Origin of the sequence: Sporosarcina highlanderae, from assembly GCF_030433715.1 — a bacterium.
Classification (GTDB): Bacteria; Bacillota; Bacilli; order Bacillales_A; family Planococcaceae; genus Sporosarcina; species Sporosarcina highlanderae.
Window position 1 is genome coordinate 200840 of the sequence record NZ_JAROCC010000003.1, and the last position, 15169, is coordinate 216008.

Below are 15169 nucleotides of genomic sequence, written 5' to 3' on the forward strand. Positions count from 1 at the left end.
TACTCGCGAAGGAAAATTGTTGCTGTATACTATACATATTGTCGAATTTTATAGAAAAAGCAGGGATACATATGACTTCATCGAAACAGACACAAAATCTCGCAAACCCAGTTTATCCGATCATGTTTGCAATCGGGGCATGCCATTTGTTGAATGATACGCTTCAGGCTGTTATTCCGGCTATGTTTCCGGTTTTGGAGAAAGAAAGGGGACTGACTTTCACCCAACTTGGCTTCATTTTCTTTGCATTGAACATGGTAGCTTCAGTCCTACAACCGGTTGTCGGCTATTTTAGTGACAGGAAACCGATGCCCTATGCACTTCCAATAGGAATGACATTTTCCCTGATCGGTATGGCTGGTTTGGCCATTGCACCAAGTTATTGGTTGATATTACTATCGGTCATTATATTGGGACTCGGCTCAGCAGTCTTCCATCCCGAAGGTTCTCGTGTATCTTTCCTTGCGGCAGGTAACAAAAGAGGGCTGTCGCAATCGATTTATCAAGTCGGCGGAAATTCAGGACAAGCCTTAGCTCCTTTGATCAGCGCATTTATCCTTGTACCTCTTGGTCAGAAAGGCGCAGCGGTTTTCATCGTGGTAGCGGCACTCGGAATAATTATCTTATCGAGAATTTCTGCTTGGTATAAACAACAGTTGGAATTGGAGAAGCAAAACAACCGTAAAAAAGTAATATTGTCTTCAATCGGTGATTTGACGAAAAAACAAATTGGCATTGCTCTGACGTTATTGCTGATCATAATTTTTGCCAGATCATTTTATACTACGAATGTAACGAGCTTCTACGTTTTTTATTTGATGGATGAATATGGATTGAACATCGAACAGGGACAGTTATACATCTTCCTATTCATGGCATTGGGTGCTGCTGGGACATTTTTTGGAGGGCCGATGGCGGATAGAATTGGGAGAAAAAATGTCATTGTACTGTCTCTATTAGTCCCAGTGCCACTTTGTTTACTGCTTCCGCATATGCCACTTTGGGCGGTTGGGGTATTGTTGGCATTGATTGGATTCTTCATCATGCTCAGCTTTTCTGTTACAGTCATTTATGCACAAGAGCTTGTGCCAAGTAAAATAGGCACGATGGCTGGCCTAACTGTAGGCTTAGCATTCGGGATGGGGGCCATTGGGGCAGTTGTAATCGGTGCATTAATGGATGGCATCGGTATATTCCCGACGATGGTAATAGCTTCCTTCTTACCTTTCATTGGCTTGGCAGGACTTGCATTGCCGAAGGATCAAAAGATAACAGCATCTGCAAATTAATACAAAACCGCACCGTTCACATTGACGGTTGCGGTTTTTCATTTTCCTATTCTAAAATAGTATCTTTACATATTTCGGCACACGAAGTATAATAAATTAGTTAAACGATGTTCAGATCATTGAAATTGATAAAGAAGGGGAGTCATTCATTGAATAAAGAACCGATTTGGACAAAATCATTTATCAGCTTATTTTTAACGAATCTATCCGTATTCGTTGTGTTTTACGGTTTGGTATCTACGTTACCGCTCTATGCTAAAGACGCACTAAGTCGAACAGATGAAGAGGCGGGCCTCTTGATGACAATCTTCTTATTGTCCGCTATCATTGTTCGCCCATTTACTGGAAAGTTGCTCGATTTAGTTGGGAAACGAAGGATGCTTTGGATTAGCTTGTTCTTCTACCTCATTTGTACTGTCCTCTACTACTTCATCACCCCGTTTGAAGGTTTACTTGCGTTGCGCTTCTTCCAAGGTGTTTGGTTCAGTATCGTTACAACGGCGGCAGGGTCTCTTGCGGCGGATATCGTTCCAGTGACAAGGCGTGGAGCAGGTCTTGGGTATTTTGTTATGTCGACTAATTTGGCAGTCGTGGTCGGTCCTTTTATCGCATTATTTATCATTCAAACATTCACGTATAACGCTTTGTTTATCACGATGTCTATCCTAATGATTTTTGGTGCGATTATTGCGCTGCTTATCCCAGACATGAAGTTAGAAGGTGTAGGTGGGCCAAGCTTTAAATCGAAACGTTTTACATGGAATGATTTATTTGAAAAGAAAGCATTGCCTATTGCAATAGTGGCAAGTCTTATCGCATTTTCGTATGCAAGCGTACTTTCGTATCTTTCGATTTATGCACAGGAGAAAGGGTTGCTTTCACTTGCGAGCATTTTCTTTGCTGTGTTTGCCATCGTCATGCTTATTACACGCCCATTTACAGGAAAGGTTTTTGATGAAAAGGGTCCGGCATTTATATTAGTTCCGGGATTCATTTTATTTTTCTTAGGCTTGCTCATTTTAAGTTTTATGAATTCCGCGGGATTATTTCTTCTTGCTGGAGCTTTTATCGGCCTTGGTTATGGAGCGCTTGTACCAAGTTTACAAACACTTGCCGTCCAGTCCACGTCCCATCAAAGGAGCGGATATGCTACAGCGACATTTTTCACTCTGTTTGATACGGGATTAGCAATCGGTTCATTTATCCTTGGAATGATTGCTTCCAAATTTGGATATCAGAATGTTTATTTGCTATCAGGTATACTTGTTTTGGCAGTACTTGCCTTATACGGAGTAATTGTACGCAAAAAGCGTCTAAATTGATTGTTTTTGGTATATGAAAAGCCGGATTCTTATGGAATCCGGCTTTCATTAATTCACTTGTATATTCTTTTTAAGGCTTCTTTAAAAGGAGGTTTTATATCCGTTTCCGGTCGGATTGCCATTGTCATCATTTCGGCCTCTGCAATGTTTTCCGCTTTTCCTAACTCAAGCAATGTTGCTGCGGCAAGTGTTCCGCCTCGTCCCCTGCCAGTATTGCAATGAAAATAGATGTTTTTACCTTCCTTATAAGCTTCTATCACTTTATTTACAGCCTGACGAATGGAATCGTCTTGTGTTTCGGCATCATCCAATAAAGGCTGATGAATACTAATATCACTTGGCAATTCGCCGTTTACATTCGCACGTAAATCGTAAATCACATCAATTTTTTCATTTTCCGTTACTTCTTCAATCGCATCGACCCCTCCGAAAAAGATTCGGTCTGTCACCAATGCCTTATATCGTTTGTTTGTCATCAATTTCTCCTCTTTCATTTCTTTCATCTTATCGGATTCTACAGAATACACCATTTTACTTGGTAGTTCCAGGCAATTCAATTGTCCTCCATAGACAGCCGCTCCATCAATACCAATTATCCTGTTTCCACCGAAGTATACAGAGTAGTCCTGCTTGTCCTTATGTAAATTCTTCGTCGGGGTATGGCCGAAAATGACGGTTTTCTCCCCGCAATATCCATTATGGAAAATATCTCTAATCCATATCAGTTCATAAGGGTCAGATTCTTGAACGGTTTTTTCGGGATGAACGCCAGCATGAACGAAAATCACATCGTCAGTTTCAACATAATAATCCAGACTTTGAATGAAATGCAGATGTTCATCCAACTTTTCTGAGTGAATAGTTGGTTTTACAAACGGCTCATCTTCTTTAATGATAAATTGTTCTTCCGAAAATCCATAGCTTTGTAATGTCTGGCTTCCGCCGTTGCGGTTCGTCCAGTTTTTCCATGCTCTCTCTTCATCCGTCAACATTGCTTTAACCATCATATCCTCATGATTGCCTTTTAATACGATTGCACCAGCTTCCTTTAACTGAATCACTTTTTCAAGAACTCCTTTGGAATCAGCCCCGCGATCGATATAGTCACCTAAGAGGATTAGTTGATCTTTATCTGGGTCGTAGTTTACAGTTTCCAATAGTTTTTCAAATAAATTCAGTTCTCCGTGTATATCACTTATGATCAAAGTTCTTTTCAACTAAATCATCCTTTCATAACCCCTAATATGATTCTAACGTATTTTCGTGATACGATTAACAAAATAGTCTCAAAAGAAAGGGAAGATGCCAATGTGCGGTCGTTTTACACTATTTGCTCCATATTATGAAATCATGGACCGTTTTCGTATTGAAGCCGCTTTTGAAGAAAGCGATTATATGCCAAGTTATAATATTGCCCCGTCTCAACAGGTTGTAGCGATCATAAATGATGGAGAAAAAAATCGTATGGGGCATTTACGATGGGGGCTCATTCCGCCATGGGCGAAAGATGAAAAGATCGGATACAAAATGATCAACGCAAGGGCGGAGACAGTAGCAGAAAAAACAAGCTATCGAAAAGCCTTCAGTAAGCAGCGTTGTATCATTCCAGCAGATTCATTTTATGAATGGCAAAGAAAAGATGGTGAGAAGGTGCCGATGCGTATCAAGTTGAAAACCGATGAACTTTTTGCAATCGCCGGCCTTTGGGAAACTTGGAAATCACCGGACGGTAAACTCATCCATACTTGCACTGCGATTACTACCGAGCCAAATGAGTTGGTGAAACCGATTCACAATCGGATGCCTGTTATTTTGAATAAAGAGGATGAGGGAATTTGGTTGGACCCGAAAAATACGGATGTTCAATCGCTTGGTAATTTGCTGAAACCATTTGATAAAGACCAAATGGATGCATACATCGTCTCTTCAGCAGTCAACTCACCTAAAAATAATGAGGAATCTCTAATTCTTCCGGTTTGTTGATTGAAAATTGTAACGAAATTCTAATTTCAACGTCTACTCCTTAAAGGGGAGGGGTTGGAGTGAGGGTGAGATATGTACTGTCGTTTGGCTTATTATTCATGTTGTTTATATGGTGGAAACCGTTAGACGCTTCAGCCTGCTCATGCATTGCGCCGCCGCCACCGGAAGATGCACTTGAGAAGGCGAATGCAGTGTTTACTGGCGAAGTAGTGGAGATAGAAGAGAAACGGAAATTGTTTGGTGGCTTTATTGGTAAAAAAGTACAATTTAAAGTGGATAAAGCATGGAAGGGAATAGATGAATCTGAAATCGTGATATCTACCGGACAGAGTGATGGGGACTGTGGATTTTCTTTCGTAAAGGGACAAAAATACCTTGTCTATGCGTCAGTAAGTAGTATGTATGAGGAGAATAATTATTCTTTATCCACAACGATTTGCCACAGGACAACGGAGCTTACCAATGCAACAGCAGACTTGAACGCATTGGGTGAAGGCCAGGAAGTTACCAGTCCGGAAGAAAGCCAAGACGATGATGAAGCTGCCCTTCCCTGGTGGACGTTTGCATTATTCGTTTTAGGGTTGGTCGCCATCTTCTATGGCTTCAGATATAAAAAAGCACAAAAAAACGCGCGCGGTTAAATTCCACTGCACGCGTTTTTTTATATTTAAGTAAAAGCCATCATCCGATCTAATGGAGAATTCGGCTTTATACTATCTCTTAAATCTAATAGTGGAATCGGAAAGTATGGGAATCCCCAATAGTATGGAGTGATTTCGTAGAGCTGGAAAAAGATTACGATGGATGTATCGGCAATATAGAAATCCTGATCTTTACGGATACCCTTAAAAGGCGGTTCTAACAAATCAATATTCCACTTCTTTATATCCACACGGATAATATCAGATATCTTTTTCACATAGTCACTATTTTCTTTGAAGAGCTCTTCCAATTCGTATTGTTTGCCAGTTCTCGTATCAAACGTCAATGCTCTCGTGAAAGTCATCCCATGTGCTCCGCCGGTAAATGAATAGACGATAAGTATTAAGCTAAGAACCCCACGTTCATTCGTTTTTATTTCAAAGTTAGCAATCATTTCCACAAGGTCTTTATTATAGAAATCTTGATCAACAAGCATTTCGTTTAATGTATGGATAATTGTATGATTAAGTTTCCGTTGTATTATCGCATCTTCCATATCCGTTATAACGGGATAAAACACCTGGACTTTTGAAGAAGTGTTGGGCAATTTTTTCGTTTGAATTAGTAACGGCAAGTCTTCCAAAATATAACTTCCTTCCATCTGGGTAGTTATATAGTATATGAGATGGATGTATAGGAAGATCACTATAGGTATTACTTTTCGCAATCCGCCTAATTTTGTGGTAGGATAAAACTTCACAAAAGAAGAGGACGTGAGTGTAAATTGATCTCAATTACAATACCAAACCCGGATGTTACAATTATCCAGCGTGAACAAAAAATAACTGGTGATGAAGCACCAATCAAGCCAATCAATGGCTTCATCGATATCCATGAAATACCGCGTGATAAAGGCGGTCTTATCCTATTTTACAATAAAAAGGATGAATTGCTTTTGGCTGGCAAAGCGCGTAAGCTGCGTCAACGAGTGAAAAAACACCTTGAAGACAACACCTCTCCACTAAAAAATCACCGAAATGAAATTAATAAAATTTCTGTGATCATTGTCGAGGATCCTATGAAACGTGAAATTTATGAAACATACATCATCAACACAATGCGCGCCAAGTACAATACTGAAAAAGTATTCTACCAAGACTAACCAATGAAAAAACCGCATTCAAGCCTTAATTTGGCTTGAATGCGGTTTTTTATCATTCACTAAGTTCTTCATGTATCAAGTCAATATTGTATTTCAAATACTTAACATACGTATCGACTTCATCCCCAGGTTTACCGATTTCATCCGAGTAGATTTTCTTTTTTGCAATACGCACACCGGTCTCATTGGCGACCGTTTCCATTGGGCGTGGGTCTACATTGGATTCGATAAACAGAACTTGGACTTCATGAGTTTTGATGAACTCAACCAATTTTTTGATTTGGGTTGGAGAACCATTCTCTTCCGTATCAATTTCCCAAATATATGCTTCCTTTAAACCGTAATGGTATGCCATATATTGGAAAGCTCTCTCGCTTGTAACCAAAATCCGTTTTTCCTCAGGGATATCATTGAATCGCTCTTGGTACTCTTTATCTATTTCTTTCAGACGCTGCACATATGCATCACCACGTTTTTGGATTTCATCACTTTTTGAAGGATGTTTTTTCACGAGTATATCACGCAGATCTTCCGCCATCTTCACACCAACAGCCGGATCTATGAATGCGTGTGGGTTGATCTCCTCATCACGGCCATCTGAACCTGTCAAATACATCGGTTCTACCCGTTCAGTCAAACTGAATACATTCTCTTCTTTCTGGTTCACTGTATCAATCATCTTAAAGAACCAACCTTTTTTCCCACCCTCAAGATTGAGACCATTATAGAAAAGAACATCTGCATCCGTTGCAGCTTTAATATCATTTGGCAATGGCTCATATTCATGTGGATCTGTTCCAGTCGGTACAAGGTTGTGCACTTCGACCAAATCACCACCAATTTCATTAGCCATATCAGCGATAATCGTAAACGATGTGACGACTTTCAGTGGCCTATCGCCTTCAGGTGTCGCGCTTTCATTGTCATCCCTTCCACAAGCTGCAAGAAGAAGGACAGCGGATAGAGATAAACCTATCCATGTCATTATTTTTTTCATTTCAGCATAACTCCTGTTCTTTTTGATTTTTTATTGGGTCAAGCAAGCTTTTTACGATTAAACGCTTGGATCTTCCTAAAAACAATTCCTTGTTTCGGTGAAAAAAGAAACGCTAAAAGGAATAGCGCTGTTGTTGCCAATGCAATAACCGGACCAGACGGCATATTGTACACAAAACTGAAATATAACCCTATAACAGCTGACAATGCACCGAAGAAAGCTGCAAGCAAGACCATTACGGAGAGTCGATTCGTTAAAAGATAAGCTGTTGAAGCAGGTGTAATAAGCATCGACACAACAAGAATTACACCAACTGTTTGAAGAGATGCTACTGTTACGAGTGTTAGAAGGAACATGATGGAGTAGTGGATGAAACGAACTTTCAAACCGTACGCCGCAGCCATCGTTTCATCAAAACTTGAGACTAACAGCTCCTTATAGAATAGAATCACGACAAGAATGACCAAACTGCCAATTGCCAATGTTAACCACATATCTGATGTCCTAACAGCCAAAACATTACCGAAAAGTATTTGAGTTAAATCTGTGGCACTTCTTGCACGGGTTATCAAAATGATACCAAGTGCAAAGAATGCTGAGAAAACAAGTCCGATGGATGAATCGCTTTTAATACGGCTATTTTGCGTAATTGCCCCAATGCCAAAAGCGGTTAAAATGCCGGTGAAAACAGCACCGTAGAAGTAATTGATGCCTAACATGTATGAAATGGCGACCCCAGGCAAGACGGCGTGGGATATGGCGTCTCCCATTAAAGCCATTCCCCGTAATATGATGAAACTGCCGATGACACCACAGATGATTCCGACCATTATGGATGTAATGAAGGCCTTTTGTAAAAACTCATAGGTTTGTAAATCATGTAAAAACTCCATTACAGTTGAACCTCCAAATCTTTCAGCATTAAAAATGGACTTTCATATGCCCGAGCCATAATTTCGGTTTTAAACACTTTTTCAACTGGCCCCGCGTCAATTAGTTGTTTATTGATCAAAATAAGCTCGTCAAAATAGTTCTTCACCTTCGTCAAGTCGTGATGGACAACAAAAACAGTTTTACCTTCGCTCTGTAACTTCTTTAATATGCTTATAATCACTTCTTCGCTTGAGACGTCAATACCAACGAAGGGTTCATCCAAGAAGAAATAATCAGCCTTTTGTGCGAGTGCTCGAGCTAGAAAAACACGTTGCTGCTGCCCGCCTGAAAGTTCCCCGATTTGCCGATTAGCGAAATCCTGCATGCCTACTTGCTCGAGGCAACGCATTGCCCATTCCTTCTCTTCCTTTCGTGGTCTTCGTAATAGCCCTAACGATGGATACGTCCCGATGACAACGGTGTCTTTTACAGTGATTGGAAAGCTCCAATCGATATTCGAGCGTTGAGGGACATAAGCGATTTTTTTTCTGAAATCATTAATCGGCTTGGAATTGATTTCAATTAAGCCTTTATCTTTTGGGATTAATCCTAACATTGCTTTCAACAATGTTGACTTTCCCGCACCGTTCGGACCTAAAATACCTATTAAATGGCCTGAAGTGAATTCAAAAGAAACATTTTCAAGTACTTGTTTTCCAAAGTACGAAACCGAAATGTCTTTCACTGAAATTATATCTGACATCACTTTTCCTCCTCACAAATTCGGCAACGATGAGAAACTTTCCCTCGTGCAACTTTTAGTGTAAAAAAATTTGAAATCAACCTTGCAACATTTTAGTAGTATATTGCCAATCTATTTTTGTAGTTATGATGAATGCCTACTTTAAATGCAAAAGTTTCCTTCGTGCAACTTTCGTTTAAGTATAGTATAGATTATTTTCAGAGTAAAGCCTTTTTTCTTGTTAAGGAGAGGAATTTTTTTTGATTGGAATTGGGCTTAATGAAATAATAATCTTTTTACTTGGATGTCATGCCATTTAAGCAAGTTTACTGTAAAATAAAAGCATAGAAGAAGAAACGGGAGGCGGGGGAATTGAAGTTTTTCCATACGGCTGATTGGCATTTAGGCAAACTGGTAAAAGGTGTATACATGACGGAGGGACAGCGTTATGTACTTCGGCAATTCATCGACGCCATTAAAGAAGAAAAACCTGATGCAATCATTATAGCTGGAGATTTGTATGATCGCGCAGTTCCGCCAACAGATGCAGTCACTTTGTTAGATGATGTGTTGCAGGAAATTGTCGTTGACCTGAAGACACCGGTAATTGCGGTTGCTGGTAACCATGACAGCCCCGGTAGATTGGACTTTGGCAGCAACTTGATGCGGAAGAATGGATACTACATTGAAGGCCGGCTAAAACATAAGGTAAAGCCGATTGTATTCAACGATGCATTCGGCGAGGTTCATTTTCATCTTGTGCCATATGCTGACCCATCTATATGTAGACAAGTTTATGGGGATGAAAAAATAACGGATTTTAATAGTGCAATGCAATCTGTAATTGAGAAAATCGATTTTAAAGAAGATGCACGACATGTTTTTGTAGGACATGCTTTCGTCACTCCTCATGGCAAGGAGGAGGAGAATACGAGTGATTCGGAACGTCCTTTGGCAATCGGAGGGGCGGAATATGTGTCTGCCCAACTATTTCAAAAGTTCCATTACACTGCCCTTGGCCATCTGCACCAGGCACATCATGTTTTGAATGAAACGATTCGATATGCGGGCTCTCCGATGAAGTATTCGATATCAGAAGAGCATCACAAAAAAGGATTTTTCATTGTCGAAATGGATGGAGAGGGCAATGTCGACGTCCAAAAACGTCTACTTATACCAAAGCATGATATGCGTACTGTGGAGGGGGAGATGGATGAAATTCTCACCCATACTCCGAGTGATGACTACGTTTTTGTTAAATTGCATGATGAAACTCCGGTTTTATTTCCAATGGAAAAGGTGAAATCAATTTATCCGAATGCCATGCATATTGAAAGGAAAGTTGGACGCACCGCAGCGACGTTGGAAAGGCAGGGAACTGCTGTCCAGGAAAAACCGGATGACAGACAATTGTTCCGATACTTTTACACTCAGATGAATGATATGGAACCGGATGCTGAGACTGAACGAATCTTTGACGAAGTCTTGCAAGAAGTGAAAGGGGGAACTGACAGATGAAACCCATTCAATTAACAATGACTGCTTTTGGACCTTATAAGGGCACGGAAATAGTTGACTTCCGGAAACTTGAGGATCACCGATTGTTTGTCGTGTCAGGAGCTACCGGGGCGGGAAAAACTACGATATTCGATGCGATTTGTTTTGCATTATACGGGCAAGCAAGCGGAGAAGACCGAACAGAATATAGGTCAATGCGAAGTGATTTTGCAGACGACTCTGTCCAAACGACTGTTGAATTAGTTTTTCAGATTAATAGGCGGACATATAGAGTGATGCGTCAAATTCCTTATTTGAAAGCTGGAAATAAGGCAGAAACTGCTGCAAGATGTGAGTTTTTTGAAGTGACGGGTAATGGAGAAGTACCTTTTGTCGATCGGCAAATCGTATCCGAAATCAACAGGAAAATCGAAGATCTTGTTGGTTTTACACAAGCCCAATTTAGCCAAATCGTGATGCTTCCTCAAGGTGAATTCAGGAAGTTTTTGACTTCTGACACGGAAAACAAGGAAACGATCATGAGAAAAATCTTCAAAACGGAAGAATACCGCGAAGTCGTAAACCGATTGAAGATGAAACGGGATGAGGCTCATATCCGTTTGGTTGAAGAAAAAAGTAGGATTGAAGGGTTTATTCGTCAAATTCCTACTGTCATACCGGAACGGGATTCCCTGATTTTTGAAGTGTTAGCCAATGAGTACAAGAACGTTGCGCAAGTGCTTGACGGCATCGTGATCGAAGCAGAATACTATTCGGGAAAAATGGTGGAAGATGAAAAAAATTATCAAGTTGCGTATGAAAAACATGCCGAAATGCTTTCTGCATATCACTTGGCGAAAAATCTCAACGAACAATTCGATAAGCTTGAACAGTGGAAGAAAAGTTTGACATCATTTACGGCTGAAATTCCGACTGTCACTTTTAAAGAAAAAAGGATTGCAAATGCGGAGCGGGCTGCAGTCATTCAAGAAATCGAAGGGCATTTCCACCAGTTGTGTAATGAAGCTGAAATAAGGTTGAAGGAATTGAATCAAGCAGTTAATGAAGCACGTGAAGCAAAAAAATCATTGGAAGCAATTGAAATACAGTACAAACAAGAAGAGGCAAAACACGAAGAAAGGGTACAAGTGACGGAGCGACTCATCCGTTTACGCGATTTTCTTCCTGCAGTAAAGGATTTGGCAGTTAAAGAAGCATCAGTTAAAAGCCTAAGGCAGCGCCTTAAGGGAATGGAAGAAGAATCGTTAGTATCAGCCAATAGGCTACTAACGGAAAAAGAGAAAACGGAACTGTTAAAGGCTCAAATTGAAAAGATCGAATCTGATTTAATCCCATTGGACGAAATTACTGAAAAGGTCCTTCGGATAGAATCCAAAATTAAAGTTGTACAAGACCATATTAAAGTTAATGCTGAAGTGACGAAGTGGAAGCAACAGAAGGAAAAAGGATCAGTAGTTGTAAGTAGGATGAAAGACGAATTTACACGCATGCAAAATTTATGGTTGAATAATCAGGCCGCATTCTTGGCACATTCCTTACAGGATGGGGAGCCGTGTCCAGTTTGCGGAAGCGAGCATCACCCATTAAAGACACATCCACGGAGTAATGAATCGGTATCACGAGAAGAACTCGATCGAAGTCAACAAGATTTGGCTAAAGTGGAGGGTTCGTACCAGGCAGTTTGCGCTAAATATGAGAATTACCTTGAACAATTGGAAGCGAAAGAGTTGGAAATGAAGGAGCTTCAAATTGATTGGACTCTTGAAATACTGTTGGAAAGAAAAAAGGAGTTAACAGAACATGCTACCCATTTACGAGCGAAAAGGGATCAATTGCCCGGCTTGAAAAAGACGCTGAAAACACAAGAAGAGAGAGCCTCGGATATGCAAGCGGCTCATATGGAAAACGAAAAGAGAGTTCTTGAACAGAAATCACTATTGGATAAAGAGACATCATTATTACAAATGGTGATTGCCCAAATTCCTGAAGAGATGCGAAGCTTACCTGCATTGCAAAAGGAACTCGTTGAAGTGGAATCGTATAAAAATCGCATGGATAATGCGTGGCAGGCTGTACAAAAATCCCGTGAAGAAGCAAGAGGGAAATTGGCGAAGGCGGAATCCGCAGAGTACCATTGTAAAAAAACATTTGATGAATGTTCCGAAAAAAAGGTGGTTGCCGAAACAAGATTCAATGAAGCGTTAACGTCATCCGAATTCGCTTCAGAAACTGAATATCGAGATGCCAAGATGTCCGAACCAGAGAGACGTCTTTTGAAGGAACAAGTGATGGATTTCAAACAAAGACTCCATACGACAAAGGAAAAAGTTGGAGAACTTGAAGCACATTTGCTTGGAAAAGAGAAAGTTGATTTGGATAGCATGCTTGAAGCCGTACAAAAGTTGAAAGCAGCCTATGAGACAGCTTGGACTGAGATGAAAAAATCGTCAGAATGTAAAAATGCTTTAATTTCATTGGAAGCGAATATTAGAAGAACTGGTGAGGGCATAGATGAGTTAGAGAGAAAGGTTGGAAAAATAACCAATTTATATGACACCATCAGGGGCCAAAATGAAATGAAACTTTCATTCGAACGGTTCATCCAGATTGATTATTTGGAGCGCATCATTCAATCAGCGAATGAGAGACTTAAAGATTTATCGAACGGACAATTTCAGCTATTACGAAGTGACCGCCAGGAAACGAGGGGCAAGCAAAGTGGCCTCGGATTGGACGTGCATGATGGCTACACAGGCCAGAACCGGGATGTTAAGACACTGTCGGGGGGCGAGAAATTTAATGCTTCGCTCAGTCTAGCTTTAGGCATGGCCGACGTTATCCAGAGCTACCAAGGGTCCGTCTCAATTGACACGATGTTCATCGATGAAGGTTTTGGGACATTGGATGAGGAATCGTTGCAGAAGGCGATCGAAACTCTTGTTGACTTGCAAAGGTCCGGAAGAATGATTGGTGTCATTTCTCACGTAGAGGAATTGAAAGCGGCTTTACCGGCAATATTAGAAGTCCGCAAGACAAGAGAAGGTCATAGTGAGACTGAATTCATACTAAAATAATCTCGGAAAATGACGGCCCAAAAAGCCGTCTTTTTTTTATGGCTTAATAAAAAAATATTGAACGAATAGAGAAATCTTTTTATTTTCTATTGCATTTAAGGACGACGGGGAGTATTATAAATAAATTCCTAAAGTAAATTGAACACAATAATTTGCATATTAACATCATGAAGGGAGCAGTATACATGCAAAAAAAATTGTCATTTTCTTCATATTTAGTTATAGGTGTCATGTTATTTGCCCTCTTTTTTGGTGCTGGTAATCTTATATTTCCTGCACAGCTTGGACAGTATTCAGGCGAAAACCTCTGGCCGGCAACATTCGGATTTCTTCTTACAGGAGCCGGGCTTCCACTTTTAGGAATTTTGGCAATGGGATTCTCGGGTAGTAAAAACTTGCAAGAACTAGCAAGCCGGGTACATCCAGTTTACGGATTATTATTCACCTCTATACTTTATTTAACAATAGGTCCGTTTTTTGCCGCACCCCGCACAGGAGCAGTCGCGTTCGATATTGGAATCGCCTCATCTATTCCAGAGGGCTATACGAAAATTGCCCTATTACTATTTACATTGTTATTTTTCGGTATAACATTATGGCTTTCCTTGAATCCCGCTAAAATTGTAGATCGTATCGGGAAACTCATGTCTCCAATTATCATAATATTATTACTTGTCCTATTAACAGTTGCGTTTATAAATCCTATGGGAGAAATTCAAAGTCCTGTTGATGCATATGCAGAAGGCGCATTTGTGAAAGGGTTGACTGAAGGGTATAATACGATGGATGCTTTAGCTTCCCTTGTATTCGGGATTATCGTCATTAATGTATTACGCTCATATGGGCTGAAAAAGATGCAGATCTTTTCTGCTACTGTGAAAACCGGTGTCGTGGCATCAGGGATCCTCGCATTATTATATGTGGGAATCGCGTATCTCGGGGCAACAACGACTGAAAGGTTCGGATTATTTGAAACTGGAGGACCTGTTTTAAGTGAGGCGGCTTCTTATTACTTTGGAACAATTGGTACTGTTATGCTTGCGATTGTAATTATTCTTGCCTGCTTGACGACAAGTATTGGACTCATTACAGCATGTGGAGAATATTTCAATACAATCATCCCGAAAGTTGGATACAAAACATTCGTTACGGGTTTCACAGTCTTTTGTTTTGTTGTTTCGAACTTCGGTTTAGCGAATATTATTACCTATTCTATTCCGGTCCTAATGTTACTTTACCCACTGGCCGTTGTTCTAATGTTACTTACATTCACCTCGCCCCTGTTCGGTCATGCAAGAATCGTTTATCTTAGTGCAACAGCCACTGCTTTCTTTATTAGCGTCATCGATGGCATTAAAACTTTATATTCCACGTTGGGTTTTACAAAGGAAGCATGGCCGAATTGGCTTACTTCAATTGACTCGTTCTATAATACTGTGCTTCCGTTTTACAGCGATGGTTTAGGCTGGGTTCTACCAGTCCTTGTCGTTATGATCTTTACAGGCCTCATCGCCCTTATATTGAAATTAGAACCTGCCCATAGATAGTTATAAGGAGCATTCCAAAT

At 40.4% G+C, this 15169-nt stretch carries 13 protein-coding genes and 1 pseudogene; 8 read left to right on the top strand and 6 right to left on the bottom strand.

Annotated features, from left to right (window positions below; all coding sequences use genetic code 11):
- Window positions 1-71: 71 nt before the first annotated feature.
- Window positions 72-1289: an MFS transporter gene (locus P5G49_RS05580; protein WP_301242494.1), complete on the top strand. Its 1218-nt coding sequence runs from the start codon at window positions 72-74 to the stop codon at window positions 1287-1289.
- Window positions 1290-1438: 149 nt separating this feature from the next.
- Window positions 1439-2611, top strand: a complete 1173-nt coding sequence (locus P5G49_RS05585; protein WP_363322160.1) for an MFS transporter — start codon at window positions 1439-1441, stop codon at window positions 2609-2611.
- A gap of 53 nt (window positions 2612-2664) precedes the next feature.
- Here the strand turns inward: P5G49_RS05585 and P5G49_RS17550 are convergent, their stop codons facing one another.
- Together P5G49_RS17550 and P5G49_RS05595 are read right to left on the bottom strand one after the other, a co-directional pair.
- Window positions 2665-3141: a protein-tyrosine phosphatase family protein gene (locus tag P5G49_RS17550; protein WP_435877191.1), complete on the bottom strand. Its 477-nt coding sequence runs from the start codon at window positions 3139-3141 to the stop codon at window positions 2665-2667.
- Window positions 3121-3828, bottom strand: a pseudogene (locus tag P5G49_RS05595) (metallophosphoesterase family protein); the annotation flags it as partial. The gene P5G49_RS17550 and the pseudogene P5G49_RS05595, both read right to left, overlap by 21 nt.
- Window positions 3829-3919: 91 nt before the next feature.
- On the opposite strand from P5G49_RS05595, the gene P5G49_RS05600 reads away from it, so the two are divergent.
- Together P5G49_RS05600 and P5G49_RS05605 are read left to right on the top strand one after the other, a co-directional pair.
- Window positions 3920-4594 carry an SOS response-associated peptidase gene (locus P5G49_RS05600; protein ID WP_301242496.1) on the top strand — a complete coding sequence of 225 codons (675 nt, stop codon included), beginning with the start codon at window positions 3920-3922 and terminating at the stop codon, window positions 4592-4594.
- A 59-nt stretch (window positions 4595-4653) separates the two neighbouring features.
- On the top strand, window positions 4654-5235 hold the full coding sequence (locus P5G49_RS05605) for a hypothetical protein (RefSeq protein ID WP_301242497.1): 582 nt from the start codon (window positions 4654-4656) through the stop codon (window positions 5233-5235).
- Window positions 5236-5261: 26 nt separating this feature from the next.
- On the opposite strand, the gene P5G49_RS05610 is transcribed toward P5G49_RS05605, so the two are convergent.
- Window positions 5262-5879, bottom strand: a complete 618-nt coding sequence (locus tag P5G49_RS05610; protein ID WP_301242498.1) for a DUF3298 and DUF4163 domain-containing protein — start codon at window positions 5877-5879, stop codon at window positions 5262-5264.
- A gap of 141 nt (window positions 5880-6020) precedes the next feature.
- Between P5G49_RS05610 and P5G49_RS05615 the strand changes: the two genes are divergently transcribed.
- The gene (locus P5G49_RS05615; RefSeq protein WP_301242499.1) at window positions 6021-6398 is read left to right on the top strand and encodes a nucleotide excision repair endonuclease; all 378 of its coding nucleotides are present in this window, start codon (window positions 6021-6023) and stop codon (window positions 6396-6398) included.
- 52 nt (window positions 6399-6450) lie between these two features.
- Here the strand turns inward: P5G49_RS05615 and P5G49_RS05620 are convergent, their stop codons facing one another.
- From P5G49_RS05620 to P5G49_RS05630, 3 genes are read right to left on the bottom strand one after another with little or no spacing between them, the layout of a single operon-like run.
- Window positions 6451-7395: a metal ABC transporter solute-binding protein, Zn/Mn family gene (locus tag P5G49_RS05620; RefSeq protein WP_301242500.1), complete on the bottom strand. Its 945-nt coding sequence runs from the start codon at window positions 7393-7395 to the stop codon at window positions 6451-6453.
- A 38-nt stretch (window positions 7396-7433) separates the two neighbouring features.
- Entirely contained in the window at window positions 7434-8288 is an 855-nt protein-coding gene (locus P5G49_RS05625) for a metal ABC transporter permease (RefSeq protein ID WP_301242501.1), read from the bottom strand.
- On the bottom strand, window positions 8288-9031 hold the full coding sequence (locus P5G49_RS05630) for a metal ABC transporter ATP-binding protein (protein WP_301242502.1): 744 nt from the start codon (window positions 9029-9031) through the stop codon (window positions 8288-8290). The genes P5G49_RS05625 and P5G49_RS05630 overlap by 1 nt, the downstream gene beginning before the upstream one ends.
- Before the next feature lie 351 nt (window positions 9032-9382).
- On the opposite strand from P5G49_RS05630, the gene P5G49_RS05635 reads away from it, so the two are divergent.
- From P5G49_RS05635 to brnQ, 3 genes are all read left to right on the top strand, one after another.
- Complete coding sequence (locus P5G49_RS05635) at window positions 9383-10528, top strand: exonuclease SbcCD subunit D (protein WP_301242503.1); 1146 nt, start codon at window positions 9383-9385, stop codon at window positions 10526-10528.
- Complete coding sequence (locus tag P5G49_RS05640) at window positions 10525-13602, top strand: AAA family ATPase (protein ID WP_301242504.1); 3078 nt, start codon at window positions 10525-10527, stop codon at window positions 13600-13602. The genes P5G49_RS05635 and P5G49_RS05640 overlap by 4 nt, the downstream gene beginning before the upstream one ends.
- A gap of 185 nt (window positions 13603-13787) precedes the next feature.
- Window positions 13788-15149, top strand: coding sequence for a branched-chain amino acid transport system II carrier protein (brnQ, locus tag P5G49_RS05645; protein WP_301242505.1), 1362 nt, complete (start codon window positions 13788-13790; stop codon window positions 15147-15149).
- Window positions 15150-15169 lie beyond the last annotated feature (20 nt).